This is a genomic window from Maricaulis sp. (assembly GCF_034670125.1).
Classification (GTDB): domain Bacteria; phylum Pseudomonadota; class Alphaproteobacteria; order Caulobacterales; family Maricaulaceae; genus Maricaulis.
Genome location: NZ_JAXMOC010000002.1, coordinates 346,386 through 368,084 on the forward strand (window position 1 = coordinate 346,386; position 21,699 = coordinate 368,084).

Below are 21,699 nucleotides of genomic sequence, written 5' to 3' on the forward strand. Positions count from 1 at the left end.
ACTGTCCGTAATTAGGGTTGAGTCTGGCGCTCGACCATCAAGTCCCGTGCCATCTGGCGCGCGCGATGATCAATCGCGAAAACATCTTCAAAAGCCGTTAGCGAGCGCGGCATGTCCGCATCGGAAAGGCTTCGGTCAAGAACCTGTTCAACGCCCGAGGCGATGTCAAGGAAGCCGATCCGGTCGGCCAGGAAGGCCTCGACCGCGATTTCATTGGCCGCATTCAATACCGCCGGGGCGATGCCGCCCGCTTCCATCACTTCGCGGGACAGGCGTATTGCCGGAAACCGGGTCAGGTCGGGTGGTTCGAAGTCCAGCCGGGCAATATCGGTCAGCCGGAGCCGCTCGACCGGCGCGGCCATACGCTGCGGCCAGGCCAGTGCGCTGGCGATCGGAGTGCGCATGTCCGGTGAACCCAATTGCGCCAGCAAGGATCCATCGGCGTACTCGACCATGCCATGGACTATGGACTGCGGATGCACCACCACCTCGACGCGGCTTGGCGGCAGGTCGAACAGCCAGCAGGCCTCGATGACTTCGAGGCCCTTGTTCATCATGGTAGCGCTGTCGATGGAGATCTTGGCACCCATCTCCCACGTCGGATGCGCCAGGGCGTCAGCGCGGCTGGCGCGGGCCATCGCCTCACGCGTCGCTTCCCGGAACGGGCCGCCGGACGCCGTCAGCGTGATCGAGCGGATTGCATTGCGCTGGGCCCGGTCAAAGACCTGAAAAACGGCATTGTGCTCGCTGTCGACCGGCAGCAGCGTCGTGCCACAGCGCGCCGCCTCATCCATGAACAGCGCGCCTGCACAAACCAGGCACTCCTTGTTGGCGAAAGCCAGTGCCCGACCCTGCCGCAAGGCTGCCAGCGTCGGTTTCAGCCCCGCAGCGCCGACAATGGCCGCCATTGTCCAGTCGGCGTCCCGCGCCGCGACCTCACACACCGCCTCCTCGCCGACACAGATCTCGATCCCGGGATGGTCTTTCAGGGCCTGTTGCAGGGCCGCAGCCGCGTCCGGGTCGGCAATCGCGACGCACTCGGCGTCAAAGCGGATGGCCTGTCGGGCCAGCTCGGCGGCGTTGGTCTTTGCGGTCAGGGCGACGACCTTGTAGCGGCCAGGCTGCGCCCGACCGATCAGGTCCAGCGTGGCCAGACCGACCGAGCCGGTGGCGCCAAGCACAGAAATCCTGCGGGCGCTCATGACGGCACCCATTCAAGCGGCCACAGGCGTGCCGACAGGACCGCCGCGATAACTGCCAGCATCAGGGCATCCACCCGATCGAGAACGCCGCCATGGCCCGGGATGAGCGTGCCTGAATCCTTGACCCCGAAACTGCGTTTGAAGACTGACATGGCCAGATCCCCGCCCACTGAGGCCAGGGCCACCAGCACCGCAAAGGGAAGCACATTCATCGGCTGCAATCCGAAGAGCAGCCCGGCAGCCAGCCCCGCCGCTGCGCCGGCGACCACACCGGCGACAAAGCCCGACCAGGTTTTCTTGGGGCTGGCCTGCGGCAGCAATTTGGGGCCGCCGACCCAGGTGCCGACCAGATAGGCGAGGCTGTCGGCCGCCCAGACCACGGCGAACAGAAGGACGACCGCCTTCAGTCCGTGATCAGCGTCGGCGCGCATCGATGCCAGAAGCGCCGCCGACAAGGAGACATAGAGAACACCGAGCACTTCGCTCGACCAGCCGCGCCGCCAGCGCTCTATCCCGCTTGCCAAAGTGCCCGCTGCGCCCCAGGCGAGCGCATCCAGCACACTCGTCTGACCGGCCAGGAGCACCGTCCCGGAGGCTGTTGCACAGGCAATGGCATAAGCGACCGGCGGAGCGTCGCGGTCCGACATGTGGATCCATTCCCAGGCCATGGCCGCCGCGAAGGCGGCGACCCAGGCGGTGAAGGCCAGGTCACCCACATACAGCAGCACGACCGCAAGCGGACCGAGTATCAGGGCGGAAATGAGACGACGCCGGAAGACCGGATCACGCGGCGCCGGCATCAACGCCTCCATAACGCCGGACACGCTGATGGTATGTGTCGACGGCCCGGGCGAGGTCGTCGCGCGAGAAATCAGGCCACAAGGCGTCGACAAAGACCAGTTCGGCGTAAGCGGCCTGCCACAGGAGGAAATTCGATATGCGTTGTTCGCCGCTGGTTCGGATCATCAAATCCACATCGGGAAGGGCCGCGGTGTCGAGGAAGTGGCCCAGGCGGGCCTCGTCAAGGGTCGCCGGGTCCAGGCGGCCGTCAGCGACATCCTGGGCCACGGCCTGGCAGGCGCGCAGGATTTCGTCGCGACCGCCATAGTTGAATGCGATGGTCAGGTGGAAGGCGTCATTGTCGCGGGTGCGCGCTTCCGCCCGATCAATGATTGCGACCAGATCGGGCCCGAGATTATCACGACGCCCGATGACACGTACCCTCACGCCGCGCCGGGCCAGACCCTCCAGGTCAGCTTCGACATAGAGTTTGAGCAATTCGAAAAGGGCGCCGACCTCGTCGGCCGGCCGGCTCCAGTTCTCGGTCGAGAATGAAAAAAGCGTGAGATAGCGAATGCCCAGTTCGCCCGCATGCTCGACAATATTGCGGACCGTCTCCACACCCCGCTTGTGGCCGAATGAGCGCGGTCTCCCACGCGCCTTCGCCCACCGTCCATTGCCGTCCATGATGATGGCGGTATGCCATGGCCCCGGCGTGCCTGCGGAAGCGTCGTCACTCATTCATTCGCTCCGCCAAACGGGATAATCAGACCTGCATGATCTCTTCTTGCTTGGACTTCAGGCTTTCATCAATCCGCTTGATGGCGTCATTGGTGAGTTTCTGCACGTCCTCGGAAAAGGCTTTTTGTTCGTCCTCGGACAGGTCGCCATCCTTTTCCATCTTTTTCAGCGCGTCCATGCCGTCACGCCGCACATTGCGCACGGCAACACGCGCATGCTCGGCATAGCTGCCGGCCAGTTTGGCAATTTCGGCCCGGCGTTCCTCGTTGAGCGGCGGGATCGGAATGCGCAGCAGCTGGCCTTCCATCACCGGGTTGAGCCCGATGCCGGAATTGCGAATGGCCTTGTCGACGGCGCCAACCATGCCCTTGTCCCACACCTGCAGCGTGATCATGCGCGGTTCGGGAACCGAGATATTGCCAAGCTGGTTGATCGGTGTCGGCGTGCCATAGGCTTCGACCTTGATCGGCTCGAGCAGGCCGGCGCTGGCGCGCCCGGTCCGCAATCCGGCGAATTCCTTGCGCAGGGCCTCGATGGCCCCGTCCATGCGCCGCTTCAGATCGTTTTCGTCATACTCGTCGCTCATGGCGTTTTCGCTCTTTCCTGGGTCAGCCGGCGCGCATCAGACGGTGGCGGCGTCCGGCTTCATCTTGCCGATCATGGTGCACTTGCCCTCCCCGGCCAGTACACGGGCAAGACCATTGGTCTTGTGAATGTCGAACACGACAATCGGTATCGCATTTTCACGCATCAACGTCACCGCCGACGCATCCATCACCCGCAGGTCCCGGGTCAGGACGTCGAGGTAGTCAAGCTGGTCATACCGTTCGGCATCCGGATTGGTGCGCGGATCATCGGAGTAGACGCCATCGACCTGGGTGCCCTTGAGGAGGGCGTCGCAGCCCATCTCTGCCGCCCGCAAAGCGGCGGCGGTGTCGGTGGTGAAAAAGGGATTGCCGGTCCCGGCGGCGAAAATCACCACTCGGCCCTTTTCCATGTGCCGGGTCGCGCGGCGCCGGATATAGGGCTCGCAGACTGTCGTCATGGGAATGGCGGACTGGACCCGGGTCTGAACGCCGATGCGTTCCAGCGAGGTCTGCATGGCCAGGGCATTCATGACAGTGGCCAGCATGCCCATATAGTCGGCAGCGGCGCGGTCCATGCCCTTGGCGGCGCCGGACAGGCCCCGGAAGATGTTGCCGCCGCCAATAACGAGGCACATCTCGGTCCCGCCCTTCACGGCTGCGGCGACTTCGCGCGCAATCCGGTCAGCGGTATCAATGTCGATGCCATAATTCTGGGAGCCCATGAGGGCCTCGCCAGAGACTTTGAGCAGTACACGCCGGAATTTCGGCGCGCCCGCTTGGCCATCAGCCGGCCCGGATGCAGAGGAATCAGTCACGGCGTGCAGCATATAGAAAGCGGCGGCGCTGGAAAGCGCCGCCGCTTGTTGTCAGACAGGGATCAGGATTGGCCGGAAGCCGCAGCCACTTCAGCGGCAAAGTCTTCCTCGGGGCCCTTCTCGACGCCTTCACCCAGGGCCATGCGGACAAAGCCCGAAATGGTGACCGGGGTGCCAAGATCCTTGGCAGCGGCTTCGAGAACCTGCTCGATGGTGTTGTCCGGGTCCATGACGAAGGCCTGCTTGAGCAGCACGACTTCCTCATAGAATTTACGCATGCGGCCCTCGACCATCTTTTCGATGATCGCGTCCGGCTTGCCAGCCTGGCGGGCCTGGTCGGCGAAGACTTCGCGTTCCTTGTCGGCAATGGCGCTGTCGACACCATCGATATCGACCGACACGGCCACGGCCGGAGAACCGGCTGCCACGTGCATGGCGATCTTGCGGCCCAACTCAGCCAGCTTGTCCTTGTCGCCATCCGACTTGAGGCCGACCAGCACGCCGATGGCGCCCATGTCGGTCGCTGCCGGATTGTGCACATAGGAGGCCACCACGCCCGGCTCGGCCACGACGACCGCAGCACGGCGCAGGGCCATGTTCTCACCGATCGTGGCGATCAGGTTGGTCAGGTGATCCTCGACCGTGGAACCGCCAGACGTGGACGCCGCCTTGATCTCGGCGACATCACCGCTACCGCCAATGGCGAGCGCGGCGATTTCCTTGACGGCGGTCTGGAACTTTTCGTTCCGGGCCACGAAATCGGTTTCGGAATTGACTTCCACAACGGCGCCCTGGCCACCCTTGGTGGAGACAGCCACGAGGCCTTCAGCGGCGACGCGGTCAGCCTTTTTGGCAGCCTTGGACAGGCCCTTCTTGCGCAGCCAGTCAACGGCCGCCTCGAAGTCACCATCGGTCTCGCCGAGCGCCTTCTTGCAGTCCATCATGCCTACGCCGGTTTTGTCGCGCAGTTGCTTCACGAGAGCAGCGGTAATGCCAGCCATCGGTTTCTCCTGAATTTCGCTTTGGATCGAAGTCTTAGGCTTCGGTCTTGTCAGATTCGGATGACGTGTCCGTGGCAGCCGCTTCGGCGTCGGCAGCCGGAGCGTCCTCAGCCGCCGGGGCGGCTTCGGCCGGAGCTTCAGCCGGAGCTTCGGCTTCGACCAAGGTCTCGACCGGTGCTTCGGCTTCGCCCAGGTCCATGCCCATCGCCAGCTGGCTGTCGCCCATGCCGTCCAGAACGGCGTCGGCGATCAGGTCGCAATACAGCGAGATGGCGCGGCTGGCGTCATCATTGCCCGGGATCGGGAAGTCAACGAGGTCCGGATCGCAATTGGTGTCGACCACGGCGATGACCGGAATGCCGAGCTTCTTGGCTTCCTGGATGGCGATGCCCTCCTTGTTCGTGTCGATCACGAACATCAGGTCCGGCGTGCCGCCCATGTCCTTGATACCGCCCAGCGAACGATCGAGCTTCTCGCGCTCGCGGGTCAGCATCAGCTGTTCTTTCTTGGTCAGGCCGGCCATGCCGCCCTCATTCTCGAACATGCCTTCCAGCTCGCGCAGGCGGGCGATGGAGTTCGAGATGGTGCGCCAATTGGTCAGCGTACCGCCGAGCCAGCGCTGGTTCATGTAGTACTGGGCGCAGCGACCTGCAGCCTGGGCCAGCGGATCCTGAGCCTGGCGCTTGGTGCCGACGAACAGCACGCGACCGCCCTTGGCAGCCGTCTCGCGCACTTTCACCAGGGCCTGGTGCAGCAGCGGTACGGTCTGGGACAGATCGATGATGTGAATGTTGGACCGCTCGCCAAAGATGAAATCCTTCATCTTCGGGTTCCAGCGGTGGGTCTGGTGTCCAAAGTGACAACCAGCTTCGAGCAGCTGACGCATGCTGAAATCGGGGAGAGCCATCGTGTTTTCCTTTTCCGGTTGGCCTCCACGGGGCGGAGTCACCTGCCTGAACAGATGACACCGGAGCGTCAGGTCAGAAAACCGGACGTAGCCCCGTGTGCGTGATGGCGCGGCTTATAGGCGCGCAAGGGCAGGTTGGCAAGCGCGGTCAGACAGGACCGCAGCATTGCCAACACACCGGATTGATCGGAAACACGCCGGCGTGTGTCAAACGCGCCCCGGTGGGCGCGTCCGAACGCGGTGCATTGCCCGTCGCGCGCCGCGCCGCACGCTATTCGACCGGAGCCATTGCTGGCGAAACCGAGGCATGATCGGCCACATAATACCAGCGGCCGTCGATGCGGGCCTGGACATCCATGAACCGCCCCGTCAACACGAATGGCTCACCACCGCCTGCCGGGGTCTGGGTCATCGTCCACACGCCCCAAGCCGCATGGGTATCATCGACGTCGACAGACCCGTGCGGCTCGATTACCAGGGCGATGTCATCGAAGGCATCGAAAAACCCCTGCCAGTCGGCTGCGATCGCCTCGCGGCCACGGACATGATCGGTGCCCGGACCGTAGCTGTCGGCATCCTCGGTATAGAGCTGGGCCAGTGCCGACGCGTCCTCCGAACTGATCGCCGTGATGAAGGCTTCAAGCAGCGCGTCCGGCGTCTCCTGAGCCTGCGCTGCGCTCCCAAGCCCGACCGCCAAGACGGCCGCTAGCCAAAAACGATTCATGGATCAATCCCTCCGCAAAATGCGAGCATCCGCTGCATGAAGGCCTCGCGCAACCGAAAACATCCCGGCCGCGGCCAAAGCGGCATCGCCCCGGTCAGGCCGTCTCCACGGACGCGACGCCCTTGACCCCTTTCAGGGCGGCCTGCAGGGCGGCGTCGGCAGAATGGCGGCCGGGCAGACGCATTTCGATTTCCCCCCCATCGCGCAACGGCAACAAGAGGTCGACCACAGCGTCATGGCTGGCATCCTTGCGCCCGTTCGCCCGCTCGAGGCGCGCATGAATGCCGGCCAGCGCGGCAGCGGTGTCGAGGCGAATCCGCAACCGTTCGGCGGAGACCTTGGTGTCCAGTGGCTCGATCTTGTCGGCGAAGAAGGAAATCTGTTCGTCGCGCTCATCGACCCGGCAATTGACCATCACCGCCTGACCGCTATCGAGAATGTCGCGCGAACTGACCAGCAGATCGGAATTGACGAAGACCTCGAACTCCCCGGTCGGGTCAGACAGGGTGGTCCAGGCGAAACGCTCGCCATTCTTGTTGGAGACCCGCTCCTGGCGCCGCCGCACCATGCCGGCCAGACGCAGGGCCGTGGCACCGTCGGCGACGCGGGCCGGCGCTTCAGCGAAGAAGACCACGCCGCGCCCGGCCAGGTGTTCGGCCAGATCATCGAGCGGGTGTCCGGACAGGTAGAAACCGATTGCCGACAATTCGGCGTCGAGACGCTGGGTCGCGGTCCAGGGGTCGGGCTCGGGCAGGCGCGGCCGCGCCAGCTGGGCCTCCTCGCCGCCACCGCCGAACAGGCTGGCCTGGGCGCTCTCGCGCTGCTCGGCGGCATGCTGGGCCATCGAGATCAGGGTTTCCGCCGAGGCCATGACCCGGGCCCGGTCGGGATCAAGACTGTCAAAGGCGCCGGCCTTGGCGAGGTTTTCAAACGTGCGCTTGTTGACCTGGCGCGGATCGACGCGCTCGGCGAAATCATAGAGATCGCGGAAGGGGCCGTTCGCTTCACGTTCGCCGACGATATGTTCCATCGCCACAAAGCCGACATTGCGGATGGCCCCGAGGGCAAAGCGGATCGTCCCCTCCTCGACCGAGAAGTCGGCCTGGGACGCATTCACGTCCGGCGGCCGCACGTCCAGCTTCATGCGCCGCACCTCCTGGAAGAAGGCGGACAGCTTGTCGGTATTGGCGGCATCCAGCGACATCAGCGCCGCCATGAATTCGACCGGGTAATTGGCCTTCAGATAGCCGGTCCGGTAGGCGATGGCGGCGTAGGCGGCGGCGTGGGACTTGTTGAAGCCATAGCCGGCGAACTCGGCGACCAGCTCGAAGATGTAGGAGGCTTTTTCGCGGCTGACGCCCTTGGCCTCGGCGCCTTCGAGGAAACGGACCTTCTGCTTGTCCATCTCCTCTTTCTTCTTCTTGCCCATGGCGCGGCGCAGAAGGTCGGCCTCGCCGAGCGAGTAGCCGGACAGGATCTGGGCGATCTGCATCACCTGTTCCTGGTAGATGATGACGCCATAGGTTTCCGACAGCACGCCTTCGAGATCCGGGTGCAGATTATCGACCTCGGCGCGCCCGAACTTCCGGTCGACATAAACGTCGATATTCTTCATCGGGCCCGGTCGATACAGCGAGATCAGGGCGATCAGGTCCTCGATCGCATCGGGCTTCATCTTCTTGAGCGTGTCGCGCATGCCGGACGATTCCAGCTGGAACACGCCGATCGCATGACCGGATTGAAGCAGGTCAAAAGTCGCCTGGTCGTCGAAATCAAGCGCTTCGATATCCGGCACGTCCTTGCCGGCCGAGGCGATATAGCCCAGCGCCCGGGCAATCACGGTCAGGGTTTTCAGGCCGAGGAAGTCGAACTTCACCAGACCGGCCGGCTCGACCCACTTCATGTTGAACTGGGTGGCGGGAATGTCGGAGCGCGGGTCGCGATAGAGCGGCACCAGTTCGGACAGCTTGCGGTCACCAATCACCACGCCGGCGGCGTGGGTCGAGGCGTTTCGGTAAAGCCCCTCCAGTTTCAGGGCGACCGTCAGCAGCGTGTCGACGGACTCGTCATCGCGGCGCATTTCGCGCAGGCGCGGCTCGATATCGAGGGCCTGGGCCAGGGTGACCGGATTGGCCGGGTTGGCCGGCACCATCTTGGCGAGCCGGTCGACCAGACCCAGCGGCAACTGCAGGACCCGGCCGGTATCGCGCACCACAGCGCGGGCCTGGAGGGTGCCGAAGGTGATGATCTGGGCGACCCGGTCGTGACCGTATTGCTCCTGCACATAACGGATCACCTCACCGCGTCGTTCCTGGCAGAAGTCGACGTCGAAGTCGGGCATGGAGACCCGCTCGGGATTGAGGAAACGCTCGAACAGAAGACCAAAGCGCAGCGGATCGAGATCGGTGATGGTCAGCGCGTAGGCGACCAGCGAACCGGCGCCCGAGCCCCGCCCCGGCCCGACAGGAATATCGTTATTCTTGGCCCACTGGATGAAGTCCGAGACGATCAGGAAATAGCCCGGGAACCCCATCTGCTTGATGATGTCGAGCTCGAAATCGAGACGGGCCCGATATTCCTCCTCGGGCGCCGCCGCATTGATGCTGGCCAGCCGGTCGGTCAGACCTTCATGGGCGCGCGCGATCAGCTCCTCGACCTCGGTCCGGCCACCCTCGGTCGGGAAGCTGGGCAGGATCGGCGCGTGTGTGCGCACACGGAAGGCGCAGCGGCGGGCAATCTCGATCGTGTTGGCCAGCGCTTCCGGCAGGTCGGCAAAACGCGCATTCATCTCTTCCGGCGTGGTCAGATAATGATCCGCCGTGACCCGACGCCGGTCAGTGACCGAGACGAAGGAACTCTCCGAGATGCACAACAAGGCGTCATGGGCCTTGTGCATCGACGCGTCCGGGAAATAGGCCTCATTGGTCGCCACCAGCGGCAGATCGCGCGCATAAGCCTGGCCGACCAGCCAGGTCTCGGCTTCGAGCTCGACTTCAAGACCGTGACGCTGCAGCTCGACATAAAGCCGATCGCCAAAGGCCGAGGCGAGCTGGTCGAGATAACTGGCCGCTTCGGGCTGCCGACCGCCCGTGACCAGACGATTGAGAAGACCATCCGGCCCGCCGGTCAGGGCGATCAGCCCGGCCGCGTGATCGAGCACCAGGCTGAACGGGATGTGCGGCTCTTCCGACCCGTCGACATCCAGATAGGCGGCGCTGGAAAGCGCCATCAGATTGCCATAGCCGACCTCGTCCTGGGCCAGCAGGACCAAAGTCCCGTCCGGCTCGGCACGCTCGCCGGGATGCGGATCCGCCAGACGGACTTTCAGCGTGCAGCCGACAATCGGCTGGACGCCCGCCCCGGACAGGACCTCGGAGAACTCAAGCGCTCCAAAAAGATTATTGGTGTCCGTCAGCGCGATCGCGGGCATGCCATGGGTCTGGCAGGCCTCGACCATTTTCGGCATGCGGATCGCGCCCTCGAGCACGGAGTAAGGCGACCGAACCCGCAAATGCACAAAGGGTAGCTGCGCGGCCATCCCACTCTCCCGAATCGGTCCCGGTCCTGCCTGGACCATGAACACCGCATCGGGCCGACACCCGGCCCGACCACTCACCGGATCAGCACTGCGAGCACTCCCCGGGTCAGTCGGACCAGCATAGACGGTTCAGACTGCGCCGAGAACCGATCCCCACATCGCGATCATCCAGGCAAAGCCCAAAACGGCAGTGGCGGCAGACACATCTTGAACAACGCGGCGCATGGCTATCTCCCCAACAACTATGTTCGCCCTTTGTTCTATGCGGCGACGAGCAAAGCGTCAAGGCATTTGTTCCGATTTTGTTCTACTTGGTCGAACGCCTGGCTCAGGCAGGCTCATAGGGCGTCAGATGCCCGTCCGCGAAAGTCAGGATGCGGTCCATGCGTCCGGCCAGTTCGTGATTATGGGTCGCGACCAGCGCAGCGGCCCCCTCGGCCCGGACCGTATCCCGAAAGGCTGCAAACACCGTGTCAGAGGTATCCGGATCGAGATTGCCGGTCGGCTCGTCGGCCAGCAGGACATGCGGTGCATTGGCGAGCGCCCGGGCAATCGCCACGCGTTGCTGCTCTCCACCGGACAGCTGCGATGGCTGATGGAGGAGCCGCTCGGCCAGGCCCAGCCGGGTCAGCAACTCTTCCGCCCTCTGGCGCGCCTTGCCCGAGGGAACGCCGGCGATCAGCTGGGGCAGGACAATGTTCTCCAGCGCGTCGAATTCCGGCAGCAGATGGTGGAATTGATAGACGAAACCGATATCGCGGCGGCGGATGGCGGTGCGGGCACGGTCATCCAGATCGCGCGTGGCCTGTCCCCTCACCCGCACTTCACCGGCGTCGGGGCGTTCCAGCAATCCGGCAGCATGCAGCAAGGAGGACTTGCCGGACCCTGACGGTCCGACCAGCCCGACGATCTCGCCTGGTGCGAGCGCCAGGCTGGCACCGCGCAGGACCGGCAGCTCGCCGGCTTCGGTGACATAAGTACGATCAATGGCGTCAAGCTCGAGGACGAAATCACTCATATCGCAGCGCCTCTACCGGATCGAGACGGGCTGCCCGCCAGGCCGGCGGCAAGGTCACGAGGAGTGAGACTGCCAGCCCGAAGATCGAGATGAAGGCGACCTCGCCCCAATCCATCTTGGCCGGAATTCGATAGAGGTAATATACGCTCGGATCCCAGACCTGGGCGCCGGTCGTCCAGGTGATGAAGTCCTGAATTGGACCGATGAAGGTCACGAACAGGATGCCCAGAGTCAGCCCGGCCAGCGTGCCCGCCATGCCGATACTGGCACCGACGATCAGGAAGACCCGCATGATCGAGGCCTGGGTCGCCCCCATCGTGCGCAGGATGGCGATGTCGCGCGACTTGTTCTTCACCAGCATGACCAGGCCGGAAATGATATTCATTGCGGCAATCGCCACGACGATCGACAGGATCAGGCGCATCGCTGTGCGCTCGAATTGCAGTGCGTTGAAAAAGGCCGGATCGAGCCTTGTATAGTCGTAGACAGCCGCATTCGGGCCCGCGATCGCGCGGATCGGGTCAACATAGAGCGGCGCCTGTTCGGCATCGTCGAGACGCACCTGGATCAAGTCCACATCATCACCCCGCACGAAGAACAACTGCCCCTGTTCCAACGGCATGTAGGCAAGACTGTCATCGATGGTGGAGACGCCAGCGGCCAGGATGGCGCCGACATAATAGGCTTTCTGCTGCGGCCGCGCCCCGAAGGCGGAAGGGGCTGCGCGGGCCGACAGGAAGGTCACGCGGTCGCCGACATTGACCCCGAGCCGGCGGGCCACGCCGGTACCGAGGACGATCACATCGCCGCCATTGCGGCCGGTGCCAAACTCCGACAGGTCTCCCTGGGTCAAGCCGGTCCGGCTGCGTGGATCTTCACCGGAACGGATGACGTCCATCTCGGCGAGGTCCTGCGGGCGCACGGCGAGGACCTGGAGGAAGCTCTCATACCGGTCAGAGGTCGCCATCACCTGGCCGGAAATGACCGGATCAGCACTGGACACGCCGGTCATGGCCTCGATTTCGACGAGCAGGCGATCAACTTCGTCGGCGGGAATTTCCCGCGTATCAACATAGACATGCGGCTGAAAGCCGAGAAGTTGACTGAACAATTCAGCCCGGAAGCCGTTCATGATCGACATGACGGCAATCAGGCCGGTTACCGCCAGCGCGATCCCGCCAAAGGATATCCAGGCAATCAGCGCCACCCCGCCATGTTTGCGACGCGAACGCAGATAACGAAAGGCGAGCAGGAACTCATAAGGGCTGAACGGCCGTGCGCCGCTGCCATCACCAACACCCGTCCCGCCAGCCGCCTCAGACATCGCTGAACGCCCCTTCGGCGAGCCGGCTGACCGCATCCTCGGGCGACAGTTCGTGGGTTTCGCCGGTCCGCCGGATCTTCAGCTCGATCTTGCCCTCTTTCAAGCCGCGTGGTCCGATCACGAGCTGGTAAGGCAAACCGATCAGGTCGGCGGTCGCGAACTTGGCACCGGCGCGGTTGTCCGTGTCGTCATAGAGCGGATCGAGACCCGCCTTCACCAGGCCCTGGTAGGCGGTCTCGCAGGCGGCATCGCAGGCCTCATCGCCGACGCGCATATTGATGATGCCCGCCCCGAACGGAGCAACGCTCTCAGGCCAGATACAGCCTTTCTCGTCATGATGCGCTTCGATGATCGCGCCCAGCAGACGCGACACACCGACCCCATAAGAGCCCATATGGACCGGGCGCGGCTGACCGTCCTGGTGCTGGACCGTGGCCTTCATCGGCTCGGAATATTTGGTGCCGAAATTGAAGATATGGCCAACCTCGATGCCGCGGGCCGACAGCTGGCGGTCGGCCGGAACGGCGGCAAAGGCGTCGGGCTGGTGCATTTCCTCGGTGGCGGCATAGAGCGCCGTGCGCTGGTCCACCAGCGGCTGCAGGTCGCCGTCGAAATCGACATCGAGACCGGGCGCTCCCATCTCGACCAGATCTGCATGACAAAAGACCTCGCTCTCGCCGGTCTCGGCCAGAACGATGAATTCATGGCTGAGATCGCCGCCGATCGGACCGGTATCGGCCTGCATCGGCACGGCCTTCAGCCCGAGCCGCGCGAATGTGTTGAGATAGGCCACGAACATGCGGTTGTAGGACCGCCGCGCCGCCGCCTCGTCGACATCAAAGGAATAGGCATCCTTCATCAGGAATTCGCGACCGCGCATGACGCCAAAACGGGGCCGGCGCTCGTCGCGGAATTTCCACTGGATATGATAGAGGAGCTTGGGAACATCCTTGTAGGACTTGCAATAGGACCGGAAGATGTCGGTGATCATCTCCTCATTGGTCGGCCCGAACAGCATGTCGCGATCATGGCGGTCGGTGATGCGCAGCATCTCGTCCCCATAGTCGTCATACCGGCCGCTCTCGCGCCACAGGTCGGCAGGCTGGATGGTCGGCATCAACAGCTCGACCGCACCGGCCCGGTCCTGTTCCTCGCGCACAATCTGCTCGATTTTCCTGAGCACACGATGGCCCAGTGGCAGCCAGGCATAAATACCGGCGGCCTCCTGCTTGATCATGCCGGCGCGCAGCATCAGCTGGTGCGAAACGATCTCGGCGTCGGACGGGGTTTCCTTGAGGACGGGCAGGAAATAGCGGGACAGGCGCATGGGGCGATTCCGGTGGGTTGGTGTTTGACGCCCATTAGACCGGGTGAGCCGCGTAATACAAGGCGGCAAGCTGCCCGGTTAGCAGGGACCAGCACCCGCTCACACCCGACACCTGCGCGCCAACCCTAACCTTCCGCCGGATAATAGGTCGGCGAGCCCGGCCCGACAGGCAGATCCAGTCCGAACGTCCACAGGAAGAAGAACAACGACCAGAAAATGAGGAAGAAGATCGTATACGGCAGCATCATGGCGATGAGCGTCCCGACGCCAAGCTTGCGGTCATAGCGCGTCGCCCAGGCGAGGATGAGACCGAAATAGCTCATCATCGGCGTGATGATATTGGTCGTTGAATCGCCGATCCGGTAGGCCGCCTGTATGACTTCGGGCGCATAGCCGATCAGCATCAACATCGGCACGAAGATCGGCGCCGTCACGGCCCATTGGGCCGAGGCCGAGCCGAGCGACAGGTTGATCACCGCGCACATCAGGATGAACAGGAAGAAGACCAGGGGGCCGGTCAGACCACTGTCCTGCAGGAATTGCGCCCCGGTCACCGCGGTGATCGCGCCCAGATTGGTCCACCCGAAAAAGGCGACAAACTGGGCTGCAAAGAAGACCAGCACGATATAGAGGCCCAGCGCACTCAGGGCGCTGGCCATGGCGTCGATCACGTCGCGGTCTGTTTTCATCGACCCGACGGCACGACCATACGCATAGCCGGCAACGACAAAGAAGATCAGGATCCAGACCACAAACCCGCGGAAAAAGGGTGAGTTGATCCGATCGCCGGTATCGGGGTTGCGCAAGACGCCCCACTCCGGCAGCAGCGTCACAGCCATGAGCGCAAAGACAGCCAGAATGCCCACTCCGGCCCACAGCAGCCCCTTGCCCTCGCTGGCGCTCAAGGGCTGCATCATGTTCTTGTCCAACACCGTCGGGTCAGCCGAGGACGGATCATACTGGCCCAGCTTTGGCTCGACGATGAAGATGGTGACCAGCGAGCCGATGACTGTGACAAGGAAGGTCGACGCGACCATGAAGTACCAGTTCGCTGTGGCCACAACGACGTAGTCTTCATCGATCAGCCGGGCCGCCTCCTGCGTGATGCCCGCCAGTAACGGATCAATCGTGCCGATCAGAATATTGGCGCTATAGCCCCCTGACACACCGGCGAAGGCCGCCGCCATCCCGGCCAGCGGGTGCCGGCCCAGCGCATAGAAAATCGCGCCGGCAAGCGGGATCAGGACAACATATCCAACTTCCGACGCGGTATTGGACACAATGCCGGCAAAGACGATGGCAACGGTCACCACATGGCGCGGGGCCGACAGGACCATGGCCCTGACCGCCGCAGACAGCAGGCCGGATTTCTCGGCGACGCCGACGCCCAGCATGGCAACCAGCACGACTCCGAGCGGGGCGAAACCGGTGAAATTGCCGACGAGGCCGGTGAAGATCCGGCGAATGCCATCGCCATCGAGCAGACTGACTGCGCGGATCATGCCGTCTTCAGCGACACCGCGGGCGCCAGCCGGCCGCGGGTCGTCAACCGCGACACCCATCCAACCAAGCAGACCGGACAACAAAACGATTCCAAGGGCGAGCAGTGCGAACAGGGTCACTGGATGGGGTAGCAGGTTTCCAAGCCACTCCACCCCGTCAAGAAACCGTGTGAATGCACCCCGGCGCGTGGTTACGGCCTTGCCCTGCTTGTCACCCATGATCGTCCCCGTCCAGCTGTGTGACAGGCAAGGAATACGAGCTGCCGCCCGAATTCAACCCGACAGGTATTGGGGACTTTTCCAGGACCGGCACCAGACCGGCCCGAAGGACCGGTCAAGTCAGGTCAGGATAGTCGACCAGGCATGAATTGCGCCATCACACCGCTTTCGGTGACAACGAAGTAGATGATCCAGACGATCGAGGCCGCAATGGTGGTCCACCACATCTTCTGCGTCAGATTTGGAGCCTGTGGTGCCCCGGGCTCGGAGCCGGCCACCACATCGCCCGCCTCTTCCTGCGAGCGAACGCCGACCGGCAGCATCATGAAGAAGAACAGCCACCAGACGATCAGGAAGACCACCGCCCCGTTGACGATGCCGACACCGCCATCCCGGACGAAAAAGCCCTTGAGCCAAAGGATGGACGCCAGTCCGACAGGCAGGTAGCTGAGCCAGCGGGTCATCGGGCCGGCTCCTGCATCAGCTCGATCAGCTGGCCATGACTGTCCTTGGGATGAACGAAGATCACCGGCACGCCATGGGCGCCGACATAGGGCTCTCCTGTACCCAGGACCGTCGCACCGCGCTCGCGCATGGCGTCGCGGGCGGCGATGATGTCGGGGACTTCAAAGCAGATATGGTGCTGGCCGCCCTTGGGATTGCGTTCGAGGAATTTGTGGATCGGGCTGGCCTCTCCACACGGCTCGATCAGTTCGATCTCGGAATTGTCCAGCTGGACGAAGGCGACCCGTACGCCCAAGTGAGGGAAATCCTTGGTCTCGGTCGCTTGGGTCGCGCCATAGAGCGCGGCATAGGTGCGCTTGGCCGCCTCGATATCGGGGACGGCGACGCCGACATGGTTCAAACGTCCGATCTTCATGTTTTTCTCCATCAAAGCCGCCGCCGCGACCTGCCTGAACCTATCCGGTCCCAAAATCCTGTCTGCGAATCCGGTTGGAAATGAAAAGCTGATGCGCGTTAGCGGGCCGGCGGCGTCGGAAACGAAACACTGCGCCCGAGCAAAAAGCCTTCAATCAGGAAACCCAGTATCTGCGCGGCGTAAGTGGTATCCGTCGCATAGTCGTCGACCGTTCTGGCCGTGGCAATGCTAACCCCCGCCTCTCTTACCTGGAATTCGACCTTGAACATGCCGTGCCCATTCCAGCTTCTGTGGAGATACAAGGCATTATCCTCGTAGAAAATGAACCACTTATGGTCCATTGATTGCGGGACCAGGCCTCGCTTGATGACCCCAAATTCCTCGACTGAAAACGTAGCGGAATAGGGAATCTCGATCTCCGCATTGAAAGGCACCGCTTCCCAGCAGGAACGTGTGGCCGGGGTTCGTGTCATGGCCTCGTCAGACTTCCAGCATCATGATTTCCACCCAGGGCTTCTTGCCCCAGATGCGGTTGGCCTCGCGGCGGACCGCGCGGCGCACCTCTTCCTCGGCCCGTTCGACATCGCGGCGATCGCGTTTGGACAGGCGGTCGAAGGCGCGTTCGGCCTCGTCGGCCATGGCGTCGGCGAAATCATCGAGGGACATGTTGTCGTCTTCCGGCACGCCCTGCAGACGCACTTCCGGACCCGAGACAATCTCACCCTTTTCGCTGACCGCCATCGACAGCGTCACCTGTCCGGCATGGGCCAGCTTGCGCCGCTCGCGCATCGAGGCGGCGTCCGCATCGACGATGAAATTGCCATCGACATGGAGCCGGCTGGCCGGCGCCTCGTCGACAATCGAGGCGGTGCCATCGGAGCGGATCTGGACCATGTCGCCATTGCGGACAGAGACCGAATGCGGCACCTGCAGCTCGCGGGCGAAGTCGGCGTGCTCGAGCAGGTGACGGCGTTCGCCATGCACCGGGATGGCCACGCTCGGCTTGGCCCAGGCATACATCTGCGCCAGCTCGTCCCGGCAGGGATGACCGGAGACATGGATCGGCCGGGTCTTCTCGGTGATGATATGCACACCCCGCTCGGCCAGCTGGTTCTGCAGTTCAAAAATACCCAGCTCATTGCCCGGAATGACACGGCTCGAGAAAATGACGGTGTCGTCGGTGCTCAGCGAGACATTGCGATGATTGCCCGCCGCGATGCGCGACAGGGCGGCACGAGGCTCACCTTGCGACCCGGTGCACAGATAGAGGATCTTGGAGGCCGGGAAAGACGCCGCCTCCTCTTCGCTGACGAAATCCTTCACATGTTTCAACATGCCGACAGCCTTCGCGGCGGCCGTCATGCGGTGCATCGAGCGGCCCACCAGACACACGCGGCGGCCATTGGCCTCGGCGGCCTCGATGGAGGATTGCAGTCGTGCGACATTGGAGGCGAAGGAGGCGATCGCCACCTTGCCGGTCTTGCACTCGCCGACGACCTTGATCAGCTCTTCCCGGACATCGCCTTCCGAACCGCTCTCGCCCGGCGAGAACACATTCGTGCTGTCGCAGACCATGGCTAGCACACCTTCATTGCCGATCGCGGTCAGGGCGTCGATATCGGTCGCCTCGCCGATCATTGGCGCCGGATCGATCTTCCAGTCGCCGGTGTGCAGCACCATGCCCGCAGGCGTGCGTATGGCGATGCCATTGGGTTCCGGGATGGAGTGGGTCAGCGTCACCAGCTGCAAGTTGAACGGGCCCAGATCAAAGCGGCAATCCAGCGCCATCTCATGCAGCTCAACCTCGTCGAGAAGCCCGTATTCACGCAAACGGTCACGCACCAGCCAGGCGGTGAAAGGGGTCGCCCAGATCGGGCAGCGCAAGCGCCGCCACAAATGGGCCACCGCGCCCATATGGTCTTCGTGGGCATGGGTCAGCACCATGCCGATCAGGTCGTCCCGCCGCTCTTCGATGAAGCGCGGATCGGGCATGATGAGGTCGACACCCGGCGTCGTCAGATCACCGAAGGTCACACCGCAGTCAACGATGATCCATTTTTGTTTTCCCTCCGGCCCATAGCCGTAGAGATTGAGATTCATGCCGATTTCATCGGATCCGCCAAGCGGCAGGAAGTACAGGCTATCGGTCACGTATTGGCACCGCCATTGAGTTTCCAGACTTCGAGAAGGCCGCGAATGGTCAGATCCGCGTCGTAGTGGTCGATTGACTTGGAGGCCCCGTCAAACAACGAGACGACCCCACCGGTCGCGACCACGGTCATGGGTTGGGCGTACTCGCTCTTGAGGCGATGGACCAGCCCGTCAATCAGGTCGATATAGCCCCAGAACACGCCGGACTGCATGGCCGACACCGTGTCCTTGCCCATCACACGCGCCGGTTTGGCGATGGCGACACGCGGCAGTTTGGCGGCGGCGCCATGCAAGGCCTGCATGGACAGGTTGATGCCAGGCGCAATGATACCGCCCTCAAAGGCACCGTCATCAGCAATCACGTCAAACGTGGTTGCCGTTCCGCTGTCGATGATGATCAGCGCGCCGTCATAGACCGCTCGGGCGCCGAGCGCGTTGACGAGGCGATCAGCGCCGGCATCCTGGGGACGATCCAGGCGCACCTCGATATCCATGCGGACACCCGGCTCACCGACAATCACCGGCTCGGCCTTGAAATAGCGACGCGACAGGTTGCGCAGATTGAACAGCGCTTGCGGCACCACGGTCGAGATCACGCAGGCGGTGATGTCGGCGAAGGTGCGGCCCTGCAAGGCCATGAGCTGGGACAGCCAGACTGCATGCTCGTCAGCAGTCCGGGTCGAATCGGTCCCGGAACGCCATTGGGCGACCCAGTCACGGCCGTCATGAATGGCAAACAGCGTATTGGTATTGCCGCAGTCGATCGCGAGCAGCATGGGCTTCCTTTCATCCCGCGTCCGGGAAAAACACGTCACCTGCGGAGATATACCGGCGACCGCCGCCGACCAAGTCCAGTCGCAGTGCACCATCGGGTCCCAGGTCAGCGAACACGCCCTTGACCGTCTCTCCCTCAAGCCGCGCCTCACACGGTTGGCCAAGCCCGTGGGCCCGGGTCAGCCAGCGATCGCGGATCGGCCCGAACCCGCCCAGCTGCCAGGCCTGGCGTTCCCGCTCGAAGGCGACAACCAGCGTCTCGAGCGCCCGATCCGGCTCGAGCCGAGCGCCATGCCTGGCGAGCGACGTCGCAGGCCGTTCTGTATCATCAGGCGCCTCGACCAGATTCAGTCCGATGCCCACAGCCAGCCAAAGGCCACCGCCCGGAGCCGACCCGCTTTCCAGCAGAATGCCGGCGACCTTGCGCCCGTGAACGAGAGCATCATTGGGCCATTTCAGGCGCGTCACCGAGGGATCTCGCGTGGCGCTGTCACACACAGCCGCAACAGCCAGCGCCGCCACAAAGGACAGCTCGGCGGCGCGGCCCGGATCGCTTTGAAGCGTGTACAGCCCGGTCGTGAAGAGATTGCCGGTCAGCCCGCTCCAGGCCCGACCACGTCGGCCACGCCCGGCGGTCTGCCGGCGGGCTGCCAGCCAGAGCGGGCCGCGCTCACCAGCAACGGCCCTCTCCCGGATATCGGCATTGGTCGAGGCGGTTTCCTCGATCCACTCGATACGGGGCTGGGTCTCGGCCAAGGGTGCGGTGCTAGAGCAGCGCCAGCCCGACCGAATAGGCGCGGAAGACCAGCCAGCCGAGCACGGGCAACAGCAGGACGGTTGCCAGACCGGCGATACGGGCAATCCAGTAGGTCGAAACCGCAGACGGTACGAACTCCACCTCCGAGGTATCGAACCAGATCACTTTCACGATGCGCAGATAGTAGGCCGCACCCACGACCGAGAAGAGCACCGCCAGCACGGCGAGGACCATCAGGTCGGCCTGAACCGCGGCATAGACCACGAAAAACTTGCCGAAGAAGCCGACCATGAACGGCAGGCCGCCAATGGAAAACATCAGTGCCGTGATCGACCAGCCAAGACCCGGATTGCGCTGCGCGAGACCGGCGAGATCGGAGATCTGTTCGACCATGCCCTCGCGGGTGCGCATTGACAGGATTCCGGCAAACGAACCGATCACGCCGACCATGTAGAGCGTCATGAACACCAGAAGCGCCCACAGACCTGTCTGGCTGGCTGCGGCAACAGCAACCAGCGCATAACCCATATTGCCGATTGAGGAATAGGCCATCAGACGCTTGATGTTCTGCTGTGTCAGCGCCCCGAAGGCACCCACCGCCATCGACAGGACGGCAATCATCCAGATCACGTCCCGCCACTGGTCGACGACGGCGCCAAAGGGCTCCATCAGGACCCGGGCCAGAAGAACGATCGCGGCAAATTTCGGTGCCGTCGCGAAAAAGGCGGTAACCGGGGTCGGGGCGCCTTCATAAACGTCGGGCGTCCACATGTGGAAGGGCGCAGCGGACACTTTGAAAGCCAGACCACAGATCACGAAGACAAGGCCCACGGTAAGACCGATATTGCTGCCACTTTCGACGGCCAGGGCGATGTCGTTGAAGCCGGTCGAACCGGCAAAACCGTAAACCAGCGACGCACCATACAGCAGAAGGCCGGACGACAGCGCGCCGAGCACGAAATACTTCAGGCCCGCCTCGGAGGCCCGCAGGCTGTCCCGGTTGAAGGCAGCCAGCACATAAAGCGCCAGCGATTGCAGCTCGATCCCCATATACATGGCGATCAGGTCATTGGCCGACACCATCATGACCATGCCGGTCACCGCCAGGGCGACCAGGACCGGATACTCGATCTTGCCCAGCTTCTCAGCCTGCAGATACGGCATGGCCAGCAGCATGGCGACGGCCGCGACCAAGGCTATGGCCGTCTTGGAAAAACGCGCCAGGCTGTCGAACACAAAGCTGTCGTTGAAGGCCGTGCCCTCACCGCTCACCAGGAAAAGCGCTGCCAGACCGGCCGCGGCCAGCAGGCCGACGGTCAGCCACTGAACCAGTTTCTCGGTGCCGTCTCCCTTGAGAAAGACGCCGAGCATGAGCAGCGCCATGGCGCCGCCGGCCAGCACCAGCTCGGGAATGAGAAGCGACAGGTCGTGGGAAAGCATGTCCGCCGTCAT

General features: G+C 63.3%; 20 protein-coding genes. All 20 read right to left on the bottom strand.

Annotation, left to right across the window (positions count from 1 at the left end):
• Positions 1-11: 11 nt before the first annotated feature.
• Entirely contained in the window at positions 12-1,202 is a 1,191-nt protein-coding gene (locus tag VOI18_RS04985; protein ID WP_323761309.1) for a 1-deoxy-D-xylulose-5-phosphate reductoisomerase, read from the bottom strand.
• On the bottom strand, positions 1,199-2,002 hold the full coding sequence (locus tag VOI18_RS04990) for a phosphatidate cytidylyltransferase (protein WP_323761310.1): 804 nt from the start codon (positions 2,000-2,002) through the stop codon (positions 1,199-1,201). The genes VOI18_RS04985 and VOI18_RS04990 overlap by 4 nt, the downstream gene beginning before the upstream one ends.
• Entirely contained in the window at positions 1,986-2,723 is a 738-nt protein-coding gene (locus VOI18_RS04995) for an isoprenyl transferase (RefSeq protein ID WP_323761311.1), read from the bottom strand. The genes VOI18_RS04990 and VOI18_RS04995 overlap by 17 nt, the downstream gene beginning before the upstream one ends.
• Before the next feature lie 25 nt (positions 2,724-2,748).
• Complete coding sequence (frr, locus tag VOI18_RS05000; RefSeq protein ID WP_323761312.1) at positions 2,749-3,309, bottom strand: ribosome recycling factor; 561 nt, start codon at positions 3,307-3,309, stop codon at positions 2,749-2,751.
• 36 nt (positions 3,310-3,345) lie between these two features.
• Positions 3,346-4,137: a UMP kinase gene (gene pyrH / locus VOI18_RS05005; RefSeq protein ID WP_416374857.1), complete on the bottom strand. Its 792-nt coding sequence runs from the start codon at positions 4,135-4,137 to the stop codon at positions 3,346-3,348.
• 50 nt (positions 4,138-4,187) lie between these two features.
• Positions 4,188-5,126, bottom strand: coding sequence for a translation elongation factor Ts (gene tsf, locus VOI18_RS05010; protein WP_323761314.1), 939 nt, complete (start codon positions 5,124-5,126; stop codon positions 4,188-4,190).
• A gap of 34 nt (positions 5,127-5,160) precedes the next feature.
• Positions 5,161-6,033, bottom strand: coding sequence for a 30S ribosomal protein S2 (rpsB, locus tag VOI18_RS05015; RefSeq protein WP_323761315.1), 873 nt, complete (start codon positions 6,031-6,033; stop codon positions 5,161-5,163).
• 271 nt (positions 6,034-6,304) lie between these two features.
• On the bottom strand, positions 6,305-6,757 hold the full coding sequence (locus VOI18_RS05020; RefSeq protein WP_323761316.1) for a nuclear transport factor 2 family protein: 453 nt from the start codon (positions 6,755-6,757) through the stop codon (positions 6,305-6,307).
• Between the two features lie 94 nt (positions 6,758-6,851).
• The gene (gene dnaE, locus VOI18_RS05025) at positions 6,852-10,295 is read right to left on the bottom strand and encodes a DNA polymerase III subunit alpha (protein WP_323761317.1); all 3,444 of its coding nucleotides are present in this window, start codon (positions 10,293-10,295) and stop codon (positions 6,852-6,854) included.
• A 328-nt stretch (positions 10,296-10,623) separates the two neighbouring features.
• Entirely contained in the window at positions 10,624-11,313 is a 690-nt protein-coding gene (locus tag VOI18_RS05030) for an ABC transporter ATP-binding protein (RefSeq protein WP_323761318.1), read from the bottom strand.
• Positions 11,306-12,637, bottom strand: coding sequence for a lipoprotein-releasing ABC transporter permease subunit (locus VOI18_RS05035; RefSeq protein ID WP_323761319.1), 1,332 nt, complete (start codon positions 12,635-12,637; stop codon positions 11,306-11,308). The genes VOI18_RS05030 and VOI18_RS05035 overlap by 8 nt, the downstream gene beginning before the upstream one ends.
• The gene (gene proS, locus VOI18_RS05040; RefSeq protein ID WP_323761320.1) at positions 12,630-13,964 is read right to left on the bottom strand and encodes a proline--tRNA ligase; all 1,335 of its coding nucleotides are present in this window, start codon (positions 13,962-13,964) and stop codon (positions 12,630-12,632) included. The genes VOI18_RS05035 and proS overlap by 8 nt, the downstream gene beginning before the upstream one ends.
• 125 nt (positions 13,965-14,089) lie before the next feature.
• A complete protein-coding gene (locus VOI18_RS05045) occupies positions 14,090-15,685 on the bottom strand; it encodes an AbgT family transporter (protein ID WP_323761321.1) in 1,596 nt (531 codons plus the stop codon).
• 125 nt (positions 15,686-15,810) lie between these two features.
• On the bottom strand, positions 15,811-16,149 hold the full coding sequence (locus VOI18_RS05050) for a DUF1467 family protein (protein WP_323761322.1): 339 nt from the start codon (positions 16,147-16,149) through the stop codon (positions 15,811-15,813).
• Positions 16,146-16,565, bottom strand: a complete 420-nt coding sequence (mce, locus tag VOI18_RS05055) for a methylmalonyl-CoA epimerase (RefSeq protein WP_323761323.1) — start codon at positions 16,563-16,565, stop codon at positions 16,146-16,148. The genes VOI18_RS05050 and mce overlap by 4 nt, the downstream gene beginning before the upstream one ends.
• Before the next feature lie 98 nt (positions 16,566-16,663).
• The gene (locus VOI18_RS05060; protein ID WP_323761324.1) at positions 16,664-17,038 is read right to left on the bottom strand and encodes a hypothetical protein; all 375 of its coding nucleotides are present in this window, start codon (positions 17,036-17,038) and stop codon (positions 16,664-16,666) included.
• 7 nt (positions 17,039-17,045) lie between these two features.
• A complete protein-coding gene (locus tag VOI18_RS05065) occupies positions 17,046-18,665 on the bottom strand; it encodes a ribonuclease J (RefSeq protein WP_416374864.1) in 1,620 nt (539 codons plus the stop codon).
• Between the two features lie 47 nt (positions 18,666-18,712).
• Positions 18,713-19,492 (bottom strand): type III pantothenate kinase, encoded by a 780-nt coding sequence (locus VOI18_RS05070; protein ID WP_323761326.1) that lies wholly within the window; start codon positions 19,490-19,492, stop codon positions 18,713-18,715.
• 10 nt (positions 19,493-19,502) lie between these two features.
• Positions 19,503-20,246: a biotin--[acetyl-CoA-carboxylase] ligase gene (locus VOI18_RS05075; RefSeq protein WP_323761327.1), complete on the bottom strand. Its 744-nt coding sequence runs from the start codon at positions 20,244-20,246 to the stop codon at positions 19,503-19,505.
• A 10-nt stretch (positions 20,247-20,256) separates the two neighbouring features.
• Positions 20,257-21,699: an NADH-quinone oxidoreductase subunit NuoN gene (nuoN, locus tag VOI18_RS05080; protein WP_323761328.1), complete on the bottom strand. Its 1,443-nt coding sequence runs from the start codon at positions 21,697-21,699 to the stop codon at positions 20,257-20,259.

Excerpts from the sequence above, each read along its gene's own strand:
- dnaE (WP_323761317.1), bottom strand. The coding sequence starts at position 10,295 with ATGGCCGCGCAGCTACCCTTTGTGCATTTGCGGGTTCGGTCGCCTTAC.
- frr (WP_323761312.1), bottom strand. The coding sequence starts at position 3,309 with ATGAGCGACGAGTATGACGAAAACGATCTGAAGCGGCGCATGGACGGG.
- rpsB (WP_323761315.1), bottom strand. The coding sequence starts at position 6,033 with ATGGCTCTCCCCGATTTCAGCATGCGTCAGCTGCTCGAAGCTGGTTGT.
- VOI18_RS05020 (WP_323761316.1), bottom strand. The coding sequence starts at position 6,757 with ATGAATCGTTTTTGGCTAGCGGCCGTCTTGGCGGTCGGGCTTGGGAGC.
- VOI18_RS05030 (WP_323761318.1), bottom strand. The coding sequence starts at position 11,313 with ATGAGTGATTTCGTCCTCGAGCTTGACGCCATTGATCGTACTTATGTC.
- tsf (WP_323761314.1), bottom strand. The coding sequence starts at position 5,126 with ATGGCTGGCATTACCGCTGCTCTCGTGAAGCAACTGCGCGACAAAACC.
- VOI18_RS05070 (WP_323761326.1), bottom strand. The coding sequence starts at position 19,492 with ATGCTGCTCGCGATCGACTGCGGCAATACCAATACGCTGTTTGCCATT.
- VOI18_RS05045 (WP_323761321.1), bottom strand. The coding sequence starts at position 15,685 with ATGGGTGACAAGCAGGGCAAGGCCGTAACCACGCGCCGGGGTGCATTC.
- VOI18_RS05035 (WP_323761319.1), bottom strand. The coding sequence starts at position 12,637 with ATGTCTGAGGCGGCTGGCGGGACGGGTGTTGGTGATGGCAGCGGCGCA.
- VOI18_RS05065 (WP_416374864.1), bottom strand. The coding sequence starts at position 18,665 with ATGAATCTCAATCTCTACGGCTATGGGCCGGAGGGAAAACAAAAATGG.
- VOI18_RS04990 (WP_323761310.1), bottom strand. The coding sequence starts at position 2,002 with ATGCCGGCGCCGCGTGATCCGGTCTTCCGGCGTCGTCTCATTTCCGCC.
- VOI18_RS05050 (WP_323761322.1), bottom strand. The coding sequence starts at position 16,149 with ATGACCCGCTGGCTCAGCTACCTGCCTGTCGGACTGGCGTCCATCCTT.
- VOI18_RS04985 (WP_323761309.1), bottom strand. The coding sequence starts at position 1,202 with ATGAGCGCCCGCAGGATTTCTGTGCTTGGCGCCACCGGCTCGGTCGGT.
- nuoN (WP_323761328.1), bottom strand. The coding sequence starts at position 21,699 with ATGACGGCGGACATGCTTTCCCACGACCTGTCGCTTCTCATTCCCGAG.
- VOI18_RS05060 (WP_323761324.1), bottom strand. The coding sequence starts at position 17,038 with ATGACACGAACCCCGGCCACACGTTCCTGCTGGGAAGCGGTGCCTTTC.
- VOI18_RS04995 (WP_323761311.1), bottom strand. The coding sequence starts at position 2,723 with ATGAGTGACGACGCTTCCGCAGGCACGCCGGGGCCATGGCATACCGCC.
- pyrH (WP_416374857.1), bottom strand. The coding sequence starts at position 4,137 with ATGCTGCACGCCGTGACTGATTCCTCTGCATCCGGGCCGGCTGATGGC.
- mce (WP_323761323.1), bottom strand. The coding sequence starts at position 16,565 with ATGAAGATCGGACGTTTGAACCATGTCGGCGTCGCCGTCCCCGATATC.
- proS (WP_323761320.1), bottom strand. The coding sequence starts at position 13,964 with ATGCGCCTGTCCCGCTATTTCCTGCCCGTCCTCAAGGAAACCCCGTCC.